The 23,098-nt window shown below is 42.6% G+C and carries 19 protein-coding genes; 8 read left to right on the plus strand and 11 right to left on the minus strand.

Annotation, left to right across the window (positions count from 1 at the left end; genetic code table 11):
- Window positions 1-84 precede the first annotated feature (84 nt).
- Window positions 85-993 carry a dihydropteroate synthase gene (gene folP / locus DUL71_RS02005; protein WP_167443284.1) on the minus strand — a complete coding sequence of 303 codons (909 nt, stop codon included), beginning with the start codon at window positions 991-993 and terminating at the stop codon, window positions 85-87.
- Between the two features lie 117 nt (window positions 994-1,110).
- Between folP and DUL71_RS02010 the strand changes: the two genes are divergently transcribed.
- Genes DUL71_RS02010 through DUL71_RS02025 form a run of 4 tightly spaced genes read left to right on the plus strand, consistent with a single transcriptional unit; the run spans window position 1,111 to window position 4,354 of the window.
- The gene (locus DUL71_RS02010) at window positions 1,111-1,602 is read left to right on the plus strand and encodes a DUF1599 domain-containing protein (protein WP_112572565.1); all 492 of its coding nucleotides are present in this window, start codon (window positions 1,111-1,113) and stop codon (window positions 1,600-1,602) included.
- Between the two features lie 5 nt (window positions 1,603-1,607).
- Window positions 1,608-2,774 (plus strand): BT_3928 family protein, encoded by a 1,167-nt coding sequence (locus DUL71_RS02015; RefSeq protein ID WP_114936506.1) that lies wholly within the window; start codon window positions 1,608-1,610, stop codon window positions 2,772-2,774.
- A gap of 1 nt (window position 2,775) precedes the next feature.
- A complete protein-coding gene (locus DUL71_RS02020) occupies window positions 2,776-3,834 on the plus strand; it encodes an ABC transporter permease (RefSeq protein ID WP_114936507.1) in 1,059 nt (352 codons plus the stop codon).
- A gap of 10 nt (window positions 3,835-3,844) precedes the next feature.
- Window positions 3,845-4,354: a shikimate kinase gene (locus DUL71_RS02025; protein ID WP_114936508.1), complete on the plus strand. Its 510-nt coding sequence runs from the start codon at window positions 3,845-3,847 to the stop codon at window positions 4,352-4,354.
- Here DUL71_RS02025 and DUL71_RS02030 read toward each other — a convergent pair.
- The 10 genes from DUL71_RS02030 to kbl all read right to left on the minus strand — a co-directional run bounded on the left by DUL71_RS02030 (window position 4,341) and on the right by kbl (window position 13,039).
- The gene (locus DUL71_RS02030; protein WP_114936509.1) at window positions 4,341-4,646 is read right to left on the minus strand and encodes a hypothetical protein; all 306 of its coding nucleotides are present in this window, start codon (window positions 4,644-4,646) and stop codon (window positions 4,341-4,343) included. The two genes, DUL71_RS02025 and DUL71_RS02030, sit on opposite strands and share 14 nt — an antisense overlap.
- Window positions 4,639-4,875, minus strand: a complete 237-nt coding sequence (locus DUL71_RS02035; protein ID WP_114936510.1) for a hypothetical protein — start codon at window positions 4,873-4,875, stop codon at window positions 4,639-4,641. Before DUL71_RS02035 ends, DUL71_RS02030 begins: the two co-directional genes overlap by 8 nt.
- 31 nt (window positions 4,876-4,906) lie before the next feature.
- Window positions 4,907-5,419 carry a phosphoribosyltransferase family protein gene (locus DUL71_RS02040; RefSeq protein ID WP_112572386.1) on the minus strand — a complete coding sequence of 171 codons (513 nt, stop codon included), beginning with the start codon at window positions 5,417-5,419 and terminating at the stop codon, window positions 4,907-4,909.
- Between the two features lie 85 nt (window positions 5,420-5,504).
- Window positions 5,505-5,900 (minus strand): hypothetical protein, encoded by a 396-nt coding sequence (locus tag DUL71_RS02045; RefSeq protein ID WP_114936511.1) that lies wholly within the window; start codon window positions 5,898-5,900, stop codon window positions 5,505-5,507.
- Between the two features lie 138 nt (window positions 5,901-6,038).
- The gene (gene rlmD, locus DUL71_RS02050; protein ID WP_114936512.1) at window positions 6,039-7,445 is read right to left on the minus strand and encodes a 23S rRNA (uracil(1939)-C(5))-methyltransferase RlmD; all 1,407 of its coding nucleotides are present in this window, start codon (window positions 7,443-7,445) and stop codon (window positions 6,039-6,041) included.
- A 601-nt stretch (window positions 7,446-8,046) separates the two neighbouring features.
- Window positions 8,047-9,378: a cell envelope integrity protein CreD gene (gene creD / locus DUL71_RS02055; protein WP_114936513.1), complete on the minus strand. Its 1,332-nt coding sequence runs from the start codon at window positions 9,376-9,378 to the stop codon at window positions 8,047-8,049.
- Window positions 9,379-9,720: 342 nt separating this feature from the next.
- The gene (locus tag DUL71_RS02060) at window positions 9,721-10,302 is read right to left on the minus strand and encodes a TetR/AcrR family transcriptional regulator (RefSeq protein WP_091220479.1); all 582 of its coding nucleotides are present in this window, start codon (window positions 10,300-10,302) and stop codon (window positions 9,721-9,723) included.
- Window positions 10,302-10,715 carry a Rieske (2Fe-2S) protein gene (locus DUL71_RS02065; RefSeq protein ID WP_112572378.1) on the minus strand — a complete coding sequence of 138 codons (414 nt, stop codon included), beginning with the start codon at window positions 10,713-10,715 and terminating at the stop codon, window positions 10,302-10,304. Before DUL71_RS02065 ends, DUL71_RS02060 begins: the two co-directional genes overlap by 1 nt.
- On the minus strand, window positions 10,712-11,746 hold the full coding sequence (gene pheS / locus DUL71_RS02070) for a phenylalanine--tRNA ligase subunit alpha (RefSeq protein WP_208644903.1): 1,035 nt from the start codon (window positions 11,744-11,746) through the stop codon (window positions 10,712-10,714). The genes DUL71_RS02065 and pheS overlap by 4 nt, the downstream gene beginning before the upstream one ends.
- Window positions 11,747-11,848: 102 nt before the next feature.
- Window positions 11,849-13,039 (minus strand): glycine C-acetyltransferase, encoded by a 1,191-nt coding sequence (gene kbl / locus DUL71_RS02075; RefSeq protein ID WP_114936515.1) that lies wholly within the window; start codon window positions 13,037-13,039, stop codon window positions 11,849-11,851.
- Between the two features lie 130 nt (window positions 13,040-13,169).
- Between kbl and DUL71_RS02080 the strand changes: the two genes are divergently transcribed.
- The 4 genes from DUL71_RS02080 (at window position 13,170) to DUL71_RS02095 (ending at window position 23,096) form a co-directional block, all read left to right on the plus strand.
- The gene (locus tag DUL71_RS02080; RefSeq protein WP_114936516.1) at window positions 13,170-15,650 is read left to right on the plus strand and encodes a DUF5686 and carboxypeptidase regulatory-like domain-containing protein; all 2,481 of its coding nucleotides are present in this window, start codon (window positions 13,170-13,172) and stop codon (window positions 15,648-15,650) included.
- Between the two features lie 219 nt (window positions 15,651-15,869).
- Window positions 15,870-16,826: an oxygen-dependent tRNA uridine(34) hydroxylase TrhO gene (gene trhO / locus DUL71_RS02085; RefSeq protein WP_114937445.1), complete on the plus strand. Its 957-nt coding sequence runs from the start codon at window positions 15,870-15,872 to the stop codon at window positions 16,824-16,826.
- Window positions 16,827-16,928: 102 nt separating this feature from the next.
- Complete coding sequence (locus tag DUL71_RS02090) at window positions 16,929-19,823, plus strand: triple tyrosine motif-containing protein (protein ID WP_114936517.1); 2,895 nt, start codon at window positions 16,929-16,931, stop codon at window positions 19,821-19,823.
- Between the two features lie 249 nt (window positions 19,824-20,072).
- Complete coding sequence (locus tag DUL71_RS02095; protein ID WP_114936518.1) at window positions 20,073-23,096, plus strand: SusC/RagA family TonB-linked outer membrane protein; 3,024 nt, start codon at window positions 20,073-20,075, stop codon at window positions 23,094-23,096.
- Window positions 23,097-23,098: the final 2 nt, after the last annotated feature.

Raw genomic sequence — 23,098 nt, forward strand, 5'->3', positions numbered from 1 at the left:
AATTTGTGCAGTCCGGTTTACATGGCGTATAAGATTTCTCCTCGTTCCTCGTCGAAATGACATCATTTTTTGTTTACTCGAAACTTACTGGCAAGCCTCCCAAACCTTTACCGCTTCTACAGCATACTTCACATCATGTACCCTTAAAATACTGGCACCTTTCATTAATGCGATAGTATTTAAAACCGTTGTGCCATTCAATGCTTCATCTGCCGTATTACCTAACAAACCATAGATCATCCTTTTGCGGGAAATACCGGTAAGCACGGGCAAACCCAGCAGATCAAATTCATTCATGCGGTTCATTAGCGTATAGCTATGTTCCGCTTTTTTGGCAAAGCCAAAGCCAGGATCAAGGATTACATCGTGAACGCCAAGGCGTTTCAACTCACCATATTTGGATACAAAATAATCGAATACCTCGCTAAATACATCATCGTAATCGGCCATTTGGTTCATGGTTTGCGGGGTGCCTTTCATGTGCATGAGGATATAGGGCACATTTAAACGGGCAACGGTGGTGAACATATCAATATCAAGCGTACCGCCCGAAATATCATTGATGATGTGCGCGCCTCCCTTAATGGCAGCTTCGGCAACGCCCGCGCGAAAAGTATCTATCGACATAATGGCTTCCGGGAATTGGGCGGCAATGGCTTCAACTACAGGCAATAGCCTGTCTGTTTCTTCCTGCGCCGAAATATCAACCGCACCGGGGCGCGATGAATATGCGCCGATATCCAAAAATGTTGCGCCATCGCTCAGCATTTTTTGTGCCTGAAGCAAGGCTTCATCAATACCGGGCTTACGGCTGTCGGCAAAAAACGAATCGGGGGTGATATTGATGATGCCCATCACCTTTGGCGACGACAAGTCGATTAGTTTGCCGCCTGCATTGATAGTAACTTTTTTACGGAAAAATGTATCTTTTACCACGGTTAGTTGGGTGTTGTAAAGTTTGAATGTGGTAAAGTTAATTAACTTTGTAAGCATGGGCTTCACAAGCCTGCAACATTTAAACATTACAACATTCAAATACATCATCCTTTGAGTAATAAAGACACAGCAGCAGAATACGAAGGCGTAATTAATATATGTAAAGGCCTTTTCATGAAAAAGACCCGCGATTATGGTACCGCCTGGCGCATCCTTCGTCCGCAATCCATCACCGATCAGATTTTTATCAAAGCACAGCGCATTCGCACCCTCGAAGAAAAGAAAATATCAAAGGTAGGGGATGATATTACCGGCGAATACATAGGCATTGTTAACTACTGCGTGATTGCCATGATGCAGCTGGAATGCGGCCCTGAAATGTCGACCGAACTTAATCCTGATCATGTAAGTGAAATGTTTGACGCAAAGGTGAACGAGACTAAAGAACTCATGTTTGCCAAAAACCACGATTATGGCGAAGCCTGGCGCGATATGCGCATCAGCTCACTAACCGACCTGATATTGATGAAGCTGCTCCGCGTGAAACAAATAGAAGATAATAAAGGCCTTACCGAGGCATCGGAGGGCGTGAAAGCTAATTACCAGGATATGCTGAATTATGCTGTTTTCGCGCTCATTAAGCTTAATGTACACCTGGGTAAATAAGGCTTATGAAAAAAACATCATCAAACAGCGCCGTTATATGGATTCCCCGTTTATTGGTGGGGCTGTTATTTATATTTTCGGGACTGATCAAGGCTAATGACCCGCTTGGTTTTTCGTACAAGCTGGTTGAATACTTTGAGGTTTTTCATATGACGTTCCTGAACGGCCTGGCGCTTACTATGGCTATTGTGCTGTGTGCGCTTGAAATGCTGCTGGGTTTTGCCCTGCTCATTGGGGCACGTGCTGTTAAGGTGGCCTGGGGATTGCTGCTGCTGATCATCTTTTTCGGCTTCTTAACTTTTTATTCGGCCTTTTTTAAAGTAGTGCAAACCTGTGGTTGCTTTGGTGATGCTATTCCGTTAACGCCCTGGCAGTCGTTCACTAAAGATATGGTGTTGCTGGCTTTGGTGCTGATATTGTTTATTAAACGTAAGCAGATCACACCTTTGTTTAACGCAAAGGTTGGCGATAAATGGTTAATCTGTGCTGCCCTTGTTTCGGTTGGTTTCGGGGTATACACTTATAATTTTTCGCCGATTATTGATTTTCTGCCATATAAAATAGGTGCTAACCTGCCCGATGAAATGAAGATTCCGCCGGGTGCCCCGCTTGATGAATTTGAGTTGACTTATCACCTCAAAAATAAAAAGACAGGCGCTACCAAGGTGATGAATGACAAGGAATACCTTAAATCCAATATCTGGAAAGATACCAACTGGGAAGTGATCGGCGATCCGGAAAATCGCCTGGTAAAAAAAGGATATGAACCTAAAATTCGTGACCTGGCTATCCAGGACGCACAAAGGAACGATTATACTAAAGAATTACTTTCGAGCCCGTTTTATAGCCTGTTCATAGTAGCTTATGACCTGAGTGAAACGGATACAGATGCTATCAATCGCTTAAACGCGCTGGCCATCAATCTGACAGATAATTATAACATCCGTACCATATTGCTTACGTCAAATTCGGCGGCTGATGCAAAAGCTTTCGCGAAGGAGCACAAATTGATCAGCGAAGTATTTTATGCAGATGGTGTTCCGCTGAAATCAATGGTGCGCTCTAACCCGGGTGTTTTACTGATGAAGAACGGCACCGTGGTTAACAAATGGCATTATCATTCGGTACCTAAGTATGAGGATATCGTAAAACAGTACCTGCAGAAACAATAAAATGATCCCCTACCTGCTCCGCAAATTAGTATACGGACTGGCAGTAATGCTGGGGGTAGTGGTTGTTGTTTTTTTTCTGTTCAATATCCTGCCTGTCGACCCGGCCCGCATGACCCAGGGGCAGCGTGCCGATGTTCAATCGTTACAGGCTGTACGTAAAGAGTTCGGGCTGGATAAACCCGTGCCCGTGCAGTTTGCCTATTATCTGAATGATCTTTCGCCTTTAGGGATCCATCTTAATACGGCTGATGAGCAGCAACGTTATAGCTATGTTAAACTGTTCCCGGTAAGTAAAAGCAAGGTACTGGCGCTGAAATGGCCTTACCTGAGGCGTTCATACCAAACCCGTAAGGATGTGGCTTCGCTGTTGATGGAGGTAATCCCTAATACATTGGTGCTTGCCGCCGCTGCTATGATCTTCGCTATCATTATCGGGGTGTTTTTAGGTGTGGCGAGCGCGGTAAATAAAGATACCTGGATTGATAAGCTGGCGCTGAGTTTTTCAACGCTGGGTATATCGGCTCCGTCCTTTTTTGCGGGGATCATTATTGCCTGGATATTTGGTTTTGTACTGAGTAATTATACACATCTCAACATGTCGGGTAGTTTGTATAGCTATGATCCTTTTAAAGGCGAAGTGATCACGTTAAAAAATCTTGTACTGCCGGTCATTACTTTAGGCTTGCGGCCGCTGGCTATTATTGTACAGCTTACCCGTAATGCCATGCTTGATGTTTTAGGTCAGGATTATATCCGTACTGCAAAAGCCAAGGGTTTGAGCAACCGGACAATCATTTATCGCCACGCGCTAAAAAATGCCATGAACCCGGTTATTACCGCTATAGCCAACTGGTTTGCATCGTTGCTGGCAGGTTCGTTTTTTGTGGAATACATTTTTGGTTACAACGGATTGGGTAAAGCGACGGTTGATGCGCTGGAAATGTCGGATTTTCCGGTGGTAATGGGCTCTATATTGTTTATCGCGTTTATATTTGTGGTGATCAGTATCCTGGTGGATGTAATTTATGTTTGGATTGATCCGCGGGTAAAATTAAGCTGAAGAAATTTTTATGAAATACTTTATTGTGGGCTTTATGGGCTGTGGCAAAACAACCTGGAGCCGCAAACTCGCCGCCAAATGGGGCTACGAATTTATTGATCTTGATCATGTGCTTGAAGCCAAAGCAGGAATGAGTATTGCCGAATATTTTTCATCTTTTGGCGAAGACGCCTTCCGCAAGCTGGAATCACAGGTTTTGAAGGAAACCGATTACCCTGAAAATATAGTAGTATCAACAGGGGGAGGCTTGCCTTGCTTTTTTGATAATATGGATTGGATGAAAGCCAACGGCAAAACGCTGTATATTAAACTATCACCTAAAACCTTAGCCGACAGGTTGGAGAACAGCAAAACCATTCGCCCGGTATTACAAGGAAAAAAAGGCGATGAACTGGTTGAATTTATAACCGGTAAACTGGCCGAACGTGAGGATTTTTATCTGCAGGCAACAAATATTGTTGAGGGGATAGATATGTCGGTTGAGAAGCTGGAAGAGGCGTTAGGTGTTAAGGCCATTTAGTATCACTCATCCGATTATCTAATATCGCTACAACTGAGATTTTATTTTTGGAGGTTGTGTAAAATACAGAAAGCTGTTTACTTAAAACCGCTCTGTGTACTTTGCTATTAATAGCGCTTTTAGGATAGAGTTGAGGGAACTTTACAATAATGTTCTCAAATATTTCTAATAACTCATAAAATTTATTCACCTCTTTTTGCGTGAATTTATATAGGAGGTATGCTTTAATTGTTTCAGCGTTTGCAAATGCACGAGTTGTGAAAAATACTGTTGGCAAAGTGTCTTTAGCCATTTTTTAGCTTAGTCCAAAATTCTGTTGAAGACATAACACGACCATTTTCTGCATCATTAACGCCTTCATTTATATTCTGCTTTTGAGCATCTGTTAATTGCTCCCACCAATCTTTGTCCGACTTAGAACTTCTAAGGCCTTCTAAAAAAGTAAGCATATTTGAGTCTGAAAGCTGCTCAATCCATGCTATAAGGTTTGATTTTGTTTTATTTAATTCAGCTACCGACATGATATATTTGTTTTATACGAATTTAATTATTCTACCTCAAATAAACCGCATCCTCTTCTGCGTCTTCCTCTTGAAGCACCACATCAACATGCTCTTTGATAACGGTTGAAAGGGCTACGCCGGCAAAGTCGGTAGTGATAGGGAAACTTTTGTGGTTACGGTCAACCAAAACTGCGGTGCGGAGCTTTTTTAGCGGCACATCTAAAAACACACCAAAGCCATAAGCTAACGTCTTACCGCTGTTCAGCACGTCATCAACCAGTATCACTACTTTGTTGCTGCATTCTTCAACCTCAAAATCAATGCTGGCACTCAGGCTGCTGCTTTGTTTTTCCAGCTCAATGGTAAGTATGCGGCTTTTAAAAGGGGCAATGCCGTCAAGAATGGTTTTCAGGCGTTCGGCAATGTGGTTACCGCGGGGCAGGATACCAGCTATCAGTATTTCATCCTCTTCAAAATTATCCTCCAGTATCTGGTAGGCCATCCTATCAAGCTTTTGCTGGATCTGTTGCTTATTTAATATGAGAAGCTTTTTTTCAGGCATGTTATTGTTGTAACGTTGGCTAAACTGTGGTAAATATACAAGTAAGGCTCATACAAGCAACCCCACAGTTTTTAACTTTCAATAATTATTTCACGTACGGGAAAAATACAAAGTTTGCACCCTCGGGTACTACAACAAATACGCACATGTACTGATAAGGATCTTTGTAGCTATTGACAAAACGTTCCTTTAATACGGGTTTTATAACGTCACGCTCTACAAACTCTTCCAGCGTAGATGCATGAATGCTCCATTCAGAGTTTAAGTCATGGCGGTCAAGTATCAACTCGCCTAAACTTAGTTCATGCTGGTGGGCTATAAAAATAGGGTAAGACGAAAGACCTTCATTGATGATCTCTTCGGCTACCTCTTTAATTGATTCATTAAAATATTTAAGGTCGCGCTCCAAACTTATCAGCGGACTATCAGCCGCCGGTTTATTGCGTTCGTTACTTTCGTTAAGCAGTTCTTCAGGGTTCATGACCGTTGATTTTTATTTTTGGGGATTACACCGATTTTGACCGTTGATGATTTTTGATTTCGTTGATTGCGCTGATCAAGGCTTTTTGCTATGAACTATGATCCATGAACCATTTGCTAAAAAACTAACCTCCGACCTCTAATCTCTCAAAACAAGCAACACCACATTCTCTACGTGTTGGGTATGCGGAAACATATCTACCGGTTGAATTTTAACCGTATCGTATTTTTCTTTCAATACCAGCAAATCGCGGGCCTGGGTGGCAGCATTACAGCTTACGTATACAATTTTAGGCGCTTCTATTTCCATGAGGCGGGCCACAACGTCCGGATGCATACCTGCGCGCGGGGGATCGGTGATGATCACATCCGGTTTGCCATGCTCGGCTACGAAATCACCTACCAGCACATCTTTCATATCACCCGCGTAAAACTTGGTATTGGTGATATTATTGATGGCCGAGTTAACTTTAGCATCTTCAATGGCTGTTGGTACGTATTCAACACCCACAACCTCACGTACGTGACCGGCAACAAAGTTGGCAATGGTACCGGCGCCCGTGTAAAGGTCGTACACCAGCTCATCGCCTTTGAAACCGGCAAAATCGCGGGTTATTTCATACAAGCGAAGCGCTTGTACAGAGTTGGTTTGGTAAAATGACTTAGGACCTATGCGGAACTTGATGCCATTCATTTCTTCATGAATATATTCAGGTCCTTTAAAGGCTACAACATCCTGGTCAAATATGGTATCGTTCTTTTTTTGGTTTACAATATAAAGCAATGAGGTGATTTCCGGGAAACGGGCGTCAACATGGCTCATCAGGTTATCGATCTCACTTTGCTCCGCATAAGCGAACACTACTATTACCATGATCTCGCCGGTTGATGAGGTGCGTACAACCAAATTACGGAGCATGCCGCTGTGATTGCGCAAATCGTAATAAGTATAACCTTGCTGAACGGTGAAATCACGGATCTCGTTACGCAGACTGTTAGATGGTTCGGCTTGCAGATAGCAATGGTTTAGATCTAATATTTTATCAAAACGGCCGGGGATATGGAAACCCAGAGCGTTCATGTTCAGCGTGCCATCTTCCTTGTTTTCGCCATCGTAAAGCCAGCGTTTGTTGGAGAAGGTAAACTCAAGTTTATTGCGGTAATACCTGTCGGCAGGAGATGGAACGATAGGCATAATGCCTTCAACGTTGATCTTAGCTAAACGGCTTAAGGCATCAACAACCGATTTTTGTTTAAATTTAAGCTGGGCCTCGTAGGTCATGTGCTGCCATTTGCAGCCACCGCAGGTGCCAAAATGCTCGCAAAAAGCGGTGGTGCGGTATTCAGAAGCTTGTTTTAATTCGGTGATCTTACCTTCGCCGAAGTTTTTCTTACTACGGTACACTTGTACATCGGCAATATCGCCGGGTACGGCTTTATCTACAAAAAGTACAAAATCATCGGCTTTGCCTACGCCTTTGCCTTCTTCGGCAATATCAATGATCTGTACGTTCTCAAAAAACTTTGGTTTGTTAGCTTTACTCATCAGGCTGCAAAGTTAACCCTATTTATTTAATCCTGAAAATGGGAGGGGAGACCGTGGAATCGGTTTTAAATTTGCCGTTTTATACGAGGCACCTACGGAGCCTGAAAATCAGATTTGCTTTTACTATAAACACACAACTCCGCTGGAGTTGAAAGCATCTGCTCGTCCAAAAAAAGTTTTACAGTTTATGAGATAGTCCTGTTATGTATTTACAGGAGATAAGAGACTCCAGCGGAGTCCCGTGTTTATAGCTTGGATACGTGTAATATTTTAGGCTCCGTAGGTGCCTCGTTCTAAGAGCGAATATCCCGGGGAAGCACAAAAGAAAGCCGGTCGCCTTTAAAAGGCGTCAACATGTCGAAGTAAGATTGTTAAGCAAAAAGGCTTAGCAGATAATTAACCACGTTGTCATCAACGTCAATATCTTCTATTTCAAATTGCTCATCAATCAGGTCGGAAAGTTCTGTTAGTTCACGGCTCATAAAATAAAAAATTACTATGCTAACATAGTAATTTTTAAACTAAAAACCAAAATAGTATAAGGTATATTTATTAACCGGTAAAGATTGCTGAATCCTCTGCCGGTTAGCTTATGCAATGCTTAATTTTTATCCCAGTTTATTTTGCGCGAAAAATACATCAGCACTGCTATAATGATAAACAGGGCGATACTGCCCACCATTAAGGCAAGATCTTCTAACTGGATAATCACGAAGATGAACGCGTAAAATACAGCCAAAATGAAAGCGAATAACAGGGCCGCTTTGCCGTTTTTTAACAGGGAGGAAATAAATACGGATATTAGCGCTATTGTTGATACAGAGGCAATCAGGTAGGCGATGTCATAACCAACCTGCTCCGAAAAGGATAGCAGCAGGGTATAGTAAATAACCATTGCGGCGCCAATCAATATGTAATTGAACATATGTATCGGCTGCTTGCGGATAATCTCAGTTAAAAATAACGAGATAAAGGCGAGCAGTATAATGAATATGGCATACTTGCTGGTACGCATGGTTTTCTGGTACTGATCAACCGGGAGGCGAAGTTTTACGCCAAAGGTAGCGTTTGCAAGTTTCTTGTCGTTGTCCAATATTTTTTGTGAGCCTGTCCATTGCTGCGGAAAAGGCCTGTTATAATACATCATCCGCCAGCCGGCACTAAACCCGCCGGTATCAATTTTGCGCTCGTCGGGCAGGTGGTTGCCATCAAAGCTGGGGCTGCTCCAGTTGCCATTTACCTGCACATCGGTAGTTTTGCCAAGTTGCAGGAAGCTTAATCCTTCGCTGCCTTTTAAATCGAGTGTGTAATCAAAAGGGATTTCACTATCGTTTACAGATGAAAGATCAACAGGGGCCTGCAAACCATTGCCAAATACCGATTCGAACGAAGGCTCGGCGTTAAGTATGGGTTGATTTGTCTTGATAACCGGGTTACTTTTTAAACCTTTCAGATCGCTCACGCTAAACTCAAACCTGGCTTTGTTTAAAATAAGCTGGTTCACATTTATTCCCAGCGATGAAAGATTGAGTTTGGCAAAATTACCGCTTACTTTTACCTGCGTATTGTACACTGCTACATCAAAGATACCCCGGTGTAAAATCTGCGTTGCAAGACTGGCCTTGATGTGCAGGTTATCGGGTAGTATGTACAGATTTTCTATAGCCTGCTTTGTGGTATCAGTCATGTTTATTCCTTTTCTGTAAGGTATAACCAACACCGGGCCTTTAATAGTCTGGCTGGCCGACCAGCTATCCGACACTTCTTTTGCCATTTCATCCTGCCTGCCGGCACGTTCGGTTACAAGATTTTGGATGAAGGCCGAAGGAATTAGCAGTAGAAGCGCTAATACCCCAATAAAGATCAATTTAAAAGTCGCCGACTCCTTGAGCCAGCCTGATGTTGTTTGTTTTGGAAATTGTTCCCCGATCATGATTGTTTGGATATAAAGTACTTTGTATCTCAAAGTATTTGATTAAAAAGAAGGGGCTTTTGATTAAGCCCATGACAAATATAGTATAAAGTACTTTGTATTTCAAAGTAAATGAAGCAATTTTATTTTTAATAATTAAAAGCTGTTTTAAAAGAGGTTTGATTACTATCAGATAAATTCATAACCGTTGACTTTAGTCAACGGAATAATTGCTAAGGACAAGAGGCTTTAGCCCAAAAATATTGCTTGGATTTAGGCTAAAGCCCGGAGGTCCGTTCCTTTAACCGTTGACTAAAGTCAACGGCAATGAATATTTTTTTGATAACTTAAGGGAAGGGCTGATTAAACCGAAACCGCCGCCTTAACCAAATAAGGCAGTATTTCTTTCTGAAAAGAAACAAAATTTTTCCTTACGTCCGAATCACTTACTGAGGTAAAGGCGAAGCTGAACACGATGCTTTTGCTGCATTTGATCAGAAAGCGCAGGCGTTGCTGATAAGTTTCGTGTTTGCGGATACCGGGCAACTGGATAAACGATGCCATCAACAGTTCTTCCAGTTCATTAGATAGGTTCTTTAAAAAATCCTGGGAGTTGGTTGATTCGCGGATAAAATCCCAGCCGATAAACTCATTACAAACGGTGTAGGAGAGGCGGCAGGTTTTCATGATGAGGTTGTTGAGATAAGCCTCTTCATCAATGTCGTTTGAATTGACTTGTACCAGGTCGTCAACACTGGCTTTAATGTAGTCCATCAACAGCACGTGTAACACGGCTTCTTTGCTGTCGAAGTATTTATAGATAGTTGCCTTGGCAATTTTAGCCTTTTTGGCAATCTCATTGACACTGGTTTTATGGTACCCGAATTTGCGGAAAAGTTCCTGTGCTGCCCGCTTAATACTATCTTTTATTTTATCGGCTTCCATTAATTAGTTACTTGAATTTCAAACTGGGTAACGGCTACCCTATATGACCTTAATGCTTTTGTTGCCGGAGCTTTTACCGGTGTGCCGTCTTCAAGGCTAAACTTTGAACCGCTGCAGGGATCGGTTACTGTAAAGCCTGTATTATCAATTGTTACCGCACATTTCTTTTCGGGCTGGTAACTGCTGCACCTGTCGTACGCGGCATAAGTACCATTTACTTTACGGTAAATAATTAACCCTGCTACGCCATAACCATTAATAGCTACTGCTCCGCCCGAAACATTAAGCGGGCTTAAAGCCGGAGTACCCAGGGCTGCCTGGAAGTTAACAGGTACGCTTGGTACGTTATCAGATGCCTTTCCGCAAGAAAAGCAACTGATAACTACCAGTAATATTATTGTGAGTTTCCTCATAACATTTCAGTTTGGAACTGTTTCAGGAAGCGTACATCATTTTCTGAGAACAGGCGCAAATCGCGGATCACATATTTAAGGTTAGCGATACGCTCCATACCCATACCAAAAGCAAAGCCTGTATATTTTTTACTGTCGATACCGCAGTTTTCCAAAACGTTAGGATCAACCATGCCACAGCCTAAAATCTCTACCCAGCCGCTGTGCTTACACATGTTACAACCGGCACCACCGCAAATAGTACATGAAATATCCATCTCGGCTGATGGCTCGGTGAATGGGAAATATGAAGGGCGGAAACGTACCCTCGTGCCTTCGCCGTAAAGCTCCTGAACAAAGTGATAAAGCGTTTGTTTCAGATCAGAGAAAGATACATTCTCATCAACATACAAACCTTCAACCTGGTGGAAAAAGCAATGCGCACGGGCCGAAATAGCCTCGTTACGATAAACCCTGCCCGGCATAATAGCGCGGAACGGAGGTTTACCTGCTTCCATCATACGTACCTGTACCGATGAGGTGTGGGTACGCAGGGCGATATCGTCTTTGCCATTATTCTTTTTAATGAAGAACGTATCCTGCATATCACGGGCCGGGTGCTCATCAGGGAAGTTCAGGGCCGAAAAGTTATGCCAGTCGTCTTCAATTTCCGGGCCTTCAGCAACAACGAAACCTAAACGCTTAAAAATGTCAATGATCTCGTTACGAACCAGTGATAGCGGGTGGCGTGAGCCAACGGTGAAGCCATCGCCTGGTAAAGTAAGGTCAAGATCATTGCCTTTGCTTTGATCACCTGCGCCAATGTTTTCTTTCAGTTCGTTATACTTAGCCTCGGCCAGTTGTTTAAACTCGTTAAGTACCTTACCGAAGGTGCGTTTCTCTTCCGGGCTAACGCTTTTAAATTGCTCAAAAAGGTCTTTAATGATCCCCTTTGTGCCTAAAAACTTAATACGGAACGCTTCCAGTTCGTCGGCATTGGCAGGCGAAAAGGCGTTGATCTCGGCGGTATATTGGTCTATCTGAGCTTGCATTATAATGTATTATTTGTAATTCTTTTTGTTGTTATCGCTGCTTCCTGGCCGGATTCAGAAATATATGAGTTGATCTTTATACGCAGGACGGCAAATATACGACTATTTAAGCACTCCCAACTCCTTACCTACCTTGGTAAACGCCGCGATAGCCTTATCCAGGTGGTGCATATCATGCGCTGCTGAGATCTGTACCCTGATCCTTGCTTTGCCCTGCGGTACTACCGGGTAATAAAAACCTATCACGTAAATACCTTCGTCGAGCATTTTTGCGGCAAACTCCTGGGCCAGCTTGGCATCATACAACATCACTGGGACTATAGGATGCACGCCAGGTTTAATGTCAAAACCTGCTTCTGTCATTTTTTTACGGAAGTATTGCGTATTGGTTTCCAGTTTATCGCGTAATTCGGTGGTTTCGCTCAGCATATCCAGTACTGCAATTGAAGCACCTGTAATAGCAGGCGCTAAGGTATTGGAAAACAGGTACGGGCGTGAGCGCTGGCGCAGCATATCAATGATCTCTTTACGGCCAGATGTAAAACCGCCAGACGCACCACCCAAAGCTTTACCTAATGTACCGGTAATGATATCAATCCTGCCCATAACATTGTGATGCTCATGCGTACCGCGACCGCTTTTGCCCATAAAACCAGAGCAATGGCTTTCATCTATCATTACCAGCGCGTTGTATTTATCGGCCAGATCACAGATCTTATCCAGTTGAGCAATAGTTCCGTCCATGCTGAAAGCACCATCGGTTACAATAATACGGTGACGCAGCTCCTGGGTAGCTTTTAGCTTTTCTTCCAGGTCGGCGATATCATCGTGTTTATAACGGTAGCGTTGTGCTTTGCACAGGCGAACACCATCAATGATTGAGGCGTGGTTCAATTCGTCGGATATAATAGCGTCCTGATCGTTAAACAAAGGTTCAAACACACCACCGTTGGCATCAAATGCCGCGGCGTACAAAATAGTATCCTCAGTACCTAAAAATTCGGCTATCTTTTTCTCAAGCTCCTTGTGAATGTCTTGAGTACCACAGATAAAACGTACAGACGACAAGCCATAGCCATGGGTGTCCATAGCATCTTTGCCTGCCTGAATAACTTTGGCATTACCTGATAAGCCAAGGTAATTGTTAGCGCAAAAGTTAATTACTTCGGCACCGCCTTGTACGGTGATATCGGCACCTTGAGGCGAAGTAATGATCCGTTCCTTTTTGTATAACCCGGCATTTTCAATGTCGGTTAATTCCTGCTGTAAAACCGGCTGTAGTGTGTTGTACATAGTGTGCGTGTTTTAAAGGGTACAAAATTAAGCATTCGCAGGCACTTGATGGGGTTTATTAAACCTTAAATAATTATTAAGTACATAATAAAACATTTTTAAGCCATAAAGCATTACACATAAGTAACATATGAGAAAATATATACTACTATTAATCATTGCTTTCAGCGTAATAACAGCCTCTGCACAGCAATCCCTTTTGACAGGGAAGATAACCGATAAGAATGGACAGGTTATCCCTTTCGTTTCCATTTATATCCGCAATTCAACCTACGGCACTACTGCTAATGAAAATGGTGTTTACCAGTTTAAACTTAACCCGGGAACTTATAATGTAATTTATCGTTATGTTGGTTATACCGAAAAGATAGAACAGGTTACCATAGCCGATCATGACCAGGAGCACAACGTACAAATGGCCGACGAGCAGTTTAGCACAGAACGAGTGTCTGAAACTTACCGGAAAAACCGTGATGCAGCAGATACCATCATTAAGCAGGTTATTAAAAAACGTAAGTATTACATGGAAGAGGCCACCTCATTTTCATGCGCGGTTTATGTCAAAGGTGTACAAAAGCTGTTGAGCGTACCAAAATCACTGATAGGGCAGGAGGTGCAGCGAACACTTGATCTTGACTCCAATGGTCGCGGTATCCTTTACCAGTCCGAATCATTGTCCGAATATAATTTTCAAAAGCCAGACAAGATCAGGGAAATAACCATAGCCAATAGAATGGCCGGTCAGAATACGGCTTTCGGCTATAAAAAAGCATCTGATCTGCAGGCTAATTTTTACGAAAATGTTTTTACTATTCCCGGTTTAGCTTCAAGGGGCTTCGTATCGCCGGTAGCGGCTTATGGCCCGCGGTTTTACAATTATAAATTATTGGGGACTTCTGTCGAGAACGGGCATACCATCGATAAGATCCGTATTACGCCTAAACACAGCCACGGGCAGTATTTTCAGGGCGATATTTATATTGTTGAAGGCGATTGGCGTATTTACAGCGTTGATTTTTTTATTGATAACAAAGTAAGTAACCTTAACCTGGTAGATACTTTAAATATCAGGCAGCAATACATTGCCATTACCGATAGTGTTTGGATGCCAGCCTCAACCCAGTATAACTTTAAGGGAGCGGTATTAGGCTTTAAGTTTGGCGGATACTACGCCGCTGTATACAACAACTATAAAATTAATCCCACCTTCCCGGATGGGTTTTTTACCGGCGAGATATTAAAGATTGATACTGTGGCAAACAGTAAAAAGCCCGAGTATTGGGAAAATGCACGCCCTATCCCTTTAACGGCTTATGAAACGCGCGACTATAAAAAGAAGGACGCGTTTGAAGAGTACAAGAAAACCGATAGGTACATCGACTCATTACAGCATCATAAAAATCGTATCAATTACCCGGGATACCTGATTTTTGGCTATGCCGCAAGTAACAAAAGCGCCCGCGACTCGCTGTACATATTCCCTTTTATTCAAACTTTTTATTACAACACGGTTGAGGGTTTTGGTATCAACGCCAAGGTAAGTTATATTCGTACTTATGATGATTTTCATTCGCTTACTATAACGCCGGCGGTACGCTACGGCTTCTCTAACAAGATATTCAGCGCCAACGTGGCTACGGAATATCTGAATGATCCTTTCCATGCAGCTAAGTTTTATGCCGATTTCGGCAGCGATGTGCTTGATTTGAACAACGTGGGTACGCGTTCATTATATTTCAATACCCTGAGTACCTTGCTGAGCGAAAACAACTATGTAAAATATTACCGCAGCCATTACGGCGATTTTGGGTATCAGCGCGAAGTGGTAAACGGGGTTTTATTAAAAGGCGGGCTATCTTATTCAAGCCGTTCGCAATTGTATAATACATCATTTAGTAAGATAAAGGATATTAAAGATCGGGAGTTTACCTCCAATAACCCGCTGGCCCCTCCGGGTACCCCGGCCGATGACCATTCGTTCCTTTTTCCGGACAACCAGGCTTTGGTGTTTAACGCTTCAGCTTTATTTACGTTCGATCAGCGGTATGAAACCCGGCCAACCGGCAAGTTCAATCTGCCGTCCAGGTACCCCATGGTAAAAGTTAATTACCGTAAAGGTTTTAAGAATATTTTTGGTTCGGATGTGGATTATGACTTTGCCTCTGTTGATGTTTCGCAGGATCATATCCAGGTTGGCTTGTCTGGTTATTCGTCGTTTAAAATATCAGGTGGCGGGTTTTTTAACAATAAAAAATTGTACTACATGGATTACAACCACTTTTTAGGTAACCAGGGTACAACATTCGACCCTACCTATGTAGGGAGCTTCCATTTCCTGCCGTTTTATACCTACAGCACCAACGGCGCGTTTTTAGAGGCACACTATCAACATAACTTTGCCGGATCGTTATTTAATCACATTCCTTTTTTACGCAAGGCCAAACTGGAAGAAATCATAGGCGCTAACTACCTCACCACAAAAAACAACCGCAACTACCGGGAGTTTTATATCGGTGTACAACGCCTCATCTTCCGTGTAGATTATGGTATTTCCTATGCCGGCGATAAAAAATACATCCAGGGCTTCAGGATATTTTATGGGATAAGATAGTTTATTGGTGAGCGGTTGATTGGGTGAATGGTTGATAGGGTTTGATATTTTTTAGATCGGTAACCACCCACCTAATCAACCATTCAACTATTCACTAAAAATATTGCGGCTACCTTTTGCCTTTAACCTTTTGCCTTTTACCTCATTTTGAGCTTTCAGCTCAAAAATGTATCTTTGCGCCGCTCATTTAACACTGTTTGCAGCAGTATCAATGATTTTATGGAAATGTATAATACCCTACTATACTATTGTTATTCAACAATAGATAATGCGGAGCAATTTGCTGCCGATCATTTGAAATTTTGTAAAAGCTTAGGTTTAACCGGGCGCATTATTGTGGCCGATGAAGGGCTTAATGGCACCGTTTCAGGTTCTGTTGAGGCTTGTAAAACCTATATGGATACCGTACACGCCGACGAGCGTTTTGCCAAAACCGAGTTTAAGATCGACGAGGTAGATACTCCTTCGTTCGTGAAAATGCATGTGCGTTATAAATCAGAGATCGTACACTCAGGTCTGCGCGATCCTAACGTTATCGACCCTAAACAAAAAACCGGCATCCACCTGGAACCAAAAGAGTTTTTGGCGATGAAAGACAGGGACGATGTGGTTGTGCTTGACGTGCGCTCAAATTACGAGCATTCATTAGGCAAATTCAAAAACGCCGTAACGCTTGATATCGATAACTTCCGCGATTTCCCGGATATGATCAATCATCTTGCACAGTACAAGGATAAAAAGATCCTGACTTACTGCACAGGTGGTATCAAATGCGAAAAAGCATCTGCCTTGTTGCTGCACGAAGGTTTCCCTGAAGTGTACCAGTTGCATGGCGGTATCATTAAATATGGTAAGGAAGCGGGCGGCGAGGATTTTGAAGGCAAATGTTATGTGTTTGATAATCGCCTTTCGGTTGATGTGAACAACGTTAATCCGGTTGTTATTTCAACCTGTTTCAATTGCGGTAAAACAACGCCAAAAATGATCAATTGCGCCAACCCTGAGTGCAATGAGCATTTTACCCAGTGCGATGAATGTGGCACCGCCATGGATGGCTGCTGCAGTGACGCTTGTAAAGAGCATCCGCGCAAACGTGTTTATGATGGTACCGGTTATTATGTAAAAGTTCCTCAGCCGGTTAACGTCAATAAAAGCAAACTACAGCCAATAGCATAATAGCTGTGGTACAATTAATTATACAAGGCTTACCCTTAAGGGTAGGCTTTTTTATTTTGTCGGGTACAAACACTACTTTAGTAAACTGAGCCGCTATATTTTATGCGTAAAACCCTGTGTATTATTATCGTTCTTGTTTTTATATCGGTTTGGCCGGCGTGGTCGTTAGATATTAAAAGTGTAGGTGTTCCTTACATTCAAAACTATACCAAGGCAACTTATCAGTTTGGTAATCAAAATTGGTCGGTAACGCGCGATGAGCATGATATCATGTACTTTGGTAACGCCGAAGGTCTGCTCTCCTTTGATGGTAAATACTGGCAGCAGTACCACATGCCTAACGGCTTAATAGTGCGCTCCGTTAGTGCCGATGGCAAGGGCAGGGTATATGCCGGTGGCTATGGTGAATTTGGCTATTGGCATAATGATGGTAAAGGCATTTTAAAATATACCTCGCTAATTAACCTGGTACCTAAAAACTTTTTGCCGGTAACCGAAGAAATCTGGAAAATATATTGCGATAACAATAGGGTGCTTTTCCAATCATTTGGTGCCATTTACATTTATTCGGCGGGTAAAATAGAGGTGGTGAAAACGCGTGAGCCCTATTTGTTCCTTTTTAAAAGCGGTAACCGTTTTTTTGTAGAACAATTAACCAAAGGGCTTTTTGAGCTTAAAGGCTCAAAGACTGAATATATTGAAGGCAGCAATATTTTAGGCGCAAGTGGTGTGTTATCCATTTTGCCATTTCAACAGAGGAAATATCTCATAGGCACGGCAAAAAACGGTTTGTTTATTTACGATGGCAAAACGGTTAAACCCTGGGCCAACCAGGCTAATGATTTTTTAACAACGTACCAGCTAAATAATGGCGCCGCCATCGCCGGTAAGTATTTCGCCTACGGTACTATTTTGAACGGTATCGTAATCATTGATACAACGGGGCGTGTAGTACAGCACATCAATAAGGCCAGCGGTATGCAAAACAATACTGTGTTGAGCCTATATACCGATGCCAGCCAAAACCTTTGGGCCGGATTGGATAACGGCATCGACAGAATTGAAGTTAACTCGCCTTTGTATTTTTATTTCGATAAAACGGGCAAATTCGGTACGGTTTATTCAAGCATCATTTTCGATAAAAAGATCTATCTCGGCACTAATCAGGGCTTGTTTTACAGTGATTGGCTGCCCGATAACCATAACAGTCCCTTTCAAACGTTCGACTTTAAGCTCATTCCAGGTTCGCAGGGGCAGGTATGGGATTTGTCGCTGCAGGATAACAGGTTGCTTTGCGGCCATAATGACGGGACTTACCAGGTAAACGGAGCCTCCATAAAAAAGATCTCGGATATAACAGGCGGATGGAACATCAAGAAAATGGCACCCGATATGTTGATGCAGGGTACTTATACCGGCTTGGTGATCTACCGGAAAGACGCGGCGGGCAATTGGCAATACAGCCATAAATTAGCAGGTTTTAGTGAACCCTCGCGCTATGTTGAACGAGATGCCAAAGGCCAGATTTGGGTAAGCCATGCTTATAAGGGCATTTATAAACTCACTTTAAGCGCCGATCAGCGCACTGTGGTATCTCACGTTTATTATGATCAAAAACATGGTTTGCCGGGTAGCTACAACATTAATGTATTTGACCTTGATAATCGCACCGTTTTCTCGTCAGATTCGGGTTTTTATGTGTATGACGATATTACAGACCGTTTTTATAAATATCAGCAGCTTAACAGTAAGCTGGGAACATTTGCAACCTCAAGCAAAATCATTAAGGCCATAGGTAAAAAATACTGGTTTATTAACCAGGGTAGGGTAGGCCTGGCCGATATGTCGGTTACCGGGAAGCTAACTATTGATACCAATAGGTTTTCTATCCTGAACGGACAAATGGTACAGCATTATGAAACCATCAACCGCATTAATAACTCAACCTATTTGATAAGTGTTGATGACGGCTTTGTGATACTGAATGATGCGGATGCCCAGTTGCCCAATATGGTCAAAATACCAAATGTGCTCATCCGCAGGATAGAGAATGTTACAGATAAGGTATCATTAATAAGTGAAGCCGCCGAGGATAGCAATAACATTGAAATACCTTATGCCGAAAATAACATCCGCATAAGTTACTCTTTGCCTTACTACACGCAAGCCAAAATCAGGTTTCAGTATTACCTGGAAGGCTATTCGCATCAATGGAGCGAATGGGCGCCGCAAAGCCAGAAGGAGTTTACCAACCTTAATCAGGGTACTTATAATTTCAAGGTGCGGGCTAAGATCAATGATCAGTATCAGTCGGCTGTTTCAACAATAACTTTTACAGTATTGCCGCCATGGTATGCCGGTAAATTAGCCATGGTGTTTTATGTGCTGCTGGCTGTATTGCTGTTTTACGTGATCAGATATTATTACGGGCTTAAATTGAAAAAACATCAGCAGCAAATCCAACAAAAACTACAGAAAGAGAAAGAAGAGTTTTTGAAGCAGGAGGCTATAGCTAATGAGCAGCACATCGTCAATATAAAGAACGAGCAGTTGCAGGCCGACCTGGCCAGCAAAAGCCGGGAGCTTGCCAATTCGGCTATGAACATAGTTTATAAAAATGAGTTGCTGCAAAAAATAAGCGATGAGCTAACCCACCTGAAAGGAGGCGATGGTAAGAAGCTTGCCGACGAGCAGCTGCGCCGTATACAAAAAGTGATTGACGAGGGCATGAGTGACGACCGCGACTGGAATATTTTTGAAACCAGTTTTAACGAAGCCCATGAAAATTTCTTTAAAAAGCTAAAAGCGGGTCACCCGGACCTGGTGCCAAATGACCTTAAACTGTGCGCGTACCTGCGCATGAATATGAATAGTAAGGAGATCGCGTCACTGCTCAACATCTCGCTGCGCGGCGTCGAAATTCGTCGTTACAGGTTGCGCAAAAAGCTAAATCTGGAGCATGACAAGAACCTCACCGAGTTTCTCATCGAGCTTTAACACTACATCATTACCTCTCATTGTGTCAATTTGAGGCATTGACTGCCATGCATGTTGTGTAGTAGTGTCGGTGCTTTTAACTCGCTGTTAAATAGTTTGTTATACTTGGTTAAAACATTTCTTGAGAAAGTATTCTTATACAGATGTATTAATGTTGAGTTACAATATTTGTTAAAGGCTGATTATCTGTTCAGCTTTGCAAATCAATAAACCAATTATTTTTTCAATCCGTATTATTTATTAACCACTATGAAAAGAATTTTTACTATTTCAGGGTTGATGTTGTTACTGTTACTTTGTTATGACGCGGCGTTTGCACAAAACGTTACAATAAAAGGTAAAATAACTGACGGCAAAACAGGCGAGGCTTTAATAGGCGTGTCTGTATCAGTTAAGGGAACAACCATAGGCACCCAAACAGATGTAAACGGAGCTTTTACACTTAAAACCCCGGGCAATGCAACTTTATCAGTAGCTTATATAGGTTACGCTACACAAGAGGTAGCCGTTAACGGGCAAACAACCATAAACGTAGCCCTTCAGCCACAAACCAACGAATTACAGCAGGTAGTTGTTATTGGTTATGGTACCCAGCGAAAGCTTGACGTAACCGGTTCCATAGCTACGGTTAAAGGTGCCGATGTTGCCAAGCAGGCTTCACCCAATGCGTTAAGCGGTTTACAGGGTAAAGTATCAGGCGTACAAATCACCAACAGCGGTACGCCGGGTAAGTCGCCGGATATTACCATTCGTGGTTTAGGTACTATTTATGGTAATACCAAACCTCTGTTCGTAGTTGATGGTGTTTGGTATGATGATATCAGCTTCCTTAACCCGCAGGATATCGAAAGCTTCAGCATTTTGAAAGATGCGTCAAGTACTGCTATCTATGGTATCCGTGCAGCTAACGGTGTAGTTTTGATAGGCACCAAACGTGGTACCAAAGGCAAACCGGTTATTAATTATAATGGCTATGTAGGTTTGCAGGCTGTTACCAACCAGGTGAAAATGGCAAATGCCAGCGAATATGCTACTGCGGTAAATGAGCTTTCGGCATTAAATGGCGGCGATCCTATATTCACCAATCCTGCATCGTACGGTACAGGTACCGATTGGTACAAGCAAATATTGCGCAAAGCATTCACTACAAACCATGAAGCATCAATAAGCGGTGGTACCGATAAGTATACCTACAACTATTCGTTCGGTTATCTTAACCAGGATGGTATAGCAAAAACAAATAACTATCAGCGTTACACCGTTCACTTGTCAAATGATTTTAAGCCGACTAAAAACGTAAAATTCGGTTATACTGCAAGTGCTTTATCTGATGTATCGCGCGATGTTAACAGCGCTATTTTCCACCAGTTGTTTGGTGCCGCCCCTACATTACCTGTGCGTAAAGCGGATGGTGGTTATGGTGATCCTAATGATTACAACACCGGCGACGGTAATAACTATAACCCACAGGCTACTATTGATTTCTTTAACCAGAGAACAAAAAACAAGCGTTTTACTTACAATGCTTACGGCGAGGTTACCTTCCTTAAAAACTTCAAATTTAAATCAAGCTTTGGCGGTGATATCAGCCAGAATGAAGTAAGGGCATTTACGCCTGAGTATATGGCCACCCTGCGTCAGCAAAGCAATAAAACCAATTTGGATATCAACCATACCGATGTACGTAACTGGATTTGGGAAAACACCCTTACCTATGATGTTAAAATAAAAGATCATAAAATTACTGCTTTGGTAGGTTACAGTGCTCAGAACAACCGCACCAGGCAAATAGATGGTAAGGCCGATTATGTTCCGTATGTGAAAAACGGAAGCATCAGGAGCTCATTCCCGGATACCACCAATGTAAATTTCTTTGCAACTCCGGGCAGCCAGATCCACACCCGTGCGTTATCACAATTTGCACGTGTTAATTACTCGTTCAGAGATAAGTATTTATTGAACGCGTCTATTCGTCGTGATGGTGCTTCTCAGTTTTATGGCGATCATACTTACGGTTACTTCCCTTCGGTTGGTGCCGGCTGGGTAATTACCAACGAGGAGTTCATGAAAGATCAGAAAGTATTCAGCAACCTGAAATTACGCGGAAGCTGGGGTAAAGTAGGTAACTCCGGCGTACCAATTAACCCAACCGTACAGGTTATCGCTACTGATCCTTACCTGACAGGTTTATTCGGTAACCCGCTTACAACTTATCCGGGTGCAAGTATTAACTCTATAGTACCACCATCTATCGTTTGGGAAAGAACAGTATCATCTGATTTTGGTATCGAAGGCGGATTAATTGATAACAAGTTAACTTTTGAAGCAGATTACTATAACAGGGAAACTCAGGACGCTATTTTCGCAATCCCGGTAGCCGGTTCATTGGGTACAAACAACAGCTCATTGATAGGTAACCAGGCAAGCATCAGAAACAGGGGATGGGAGTTTTCATTAGGCTGGAGAGATAACCCGTCTAAAGATTTCAATTACAGCGTTAGCGCTAACCTTGGTATCAACAACAATAAAGTGCTTAACGTAGTAACCGGCCAAAACCCAATTTATGATGGTGGTGAAGGTATTGCCAATGGCGCATTAGCCACCCGTACTGTGGTTGGCCAGCCAATTGGTCAGTTTTATGGTTATAAAGTAACCGGTATATTCCAAACACCTCAGGAAGTTGCTGCTTCAAAACAAAAAGGTGCAGCTCCCGGCGATTTCATTTACCAGGATACCAATAACGATGGTATATTGGATAGCCGCGACCGTGTAGCGCTGGGCAGCCCGCTGCCAAAATATAACTACGGTATTAACACCTCATTCACTTATAAAAACTTCGACCTTGCTTTAGATTTTCAAGGTGTTGCCGGTGTAAGTGTTTATAATGCCAATATCGCTTACCGTTTTGGTAATGAAAACTTCACGCAAGACTTTTATCAAAACCGCTGGCATGGTGCGGGTACTTCAAATACCTACCCATCTGTAAATGTTGGTAAAACAGCTAACTCAGCCCCTAACTCATTTTATGTTGAAAGCGGCGCTTACTTCAGGATGAGGAATGCGCAGTTGGGTTATACCATACCGGGCGATTTCCTGAAGAAACTGAATATTTCAAAAGTCAGGATCTATGCAAATGCGCAGAATGCTATCAACCTGTTCGGCTATAAAGGCTTCTCGCCAGAAATTGGTGGTGATGTAGGCAGCCGTGGCATTGATGCAAGTGTGTATCCGTTGTTTGCTACCTATAATTTTGGTGTTAACGTTACTTTTTAATC

Source organism: Mucilaginibacter endophyticus, assembly GCF_003351025.1.
GTDB lineage: Bacteria > Bacteroidota > Bacteroidia > Sphingobacteriales > Sphingobacteriaceae > Mucilaginibacter > Mucilaginibacter endophyticus.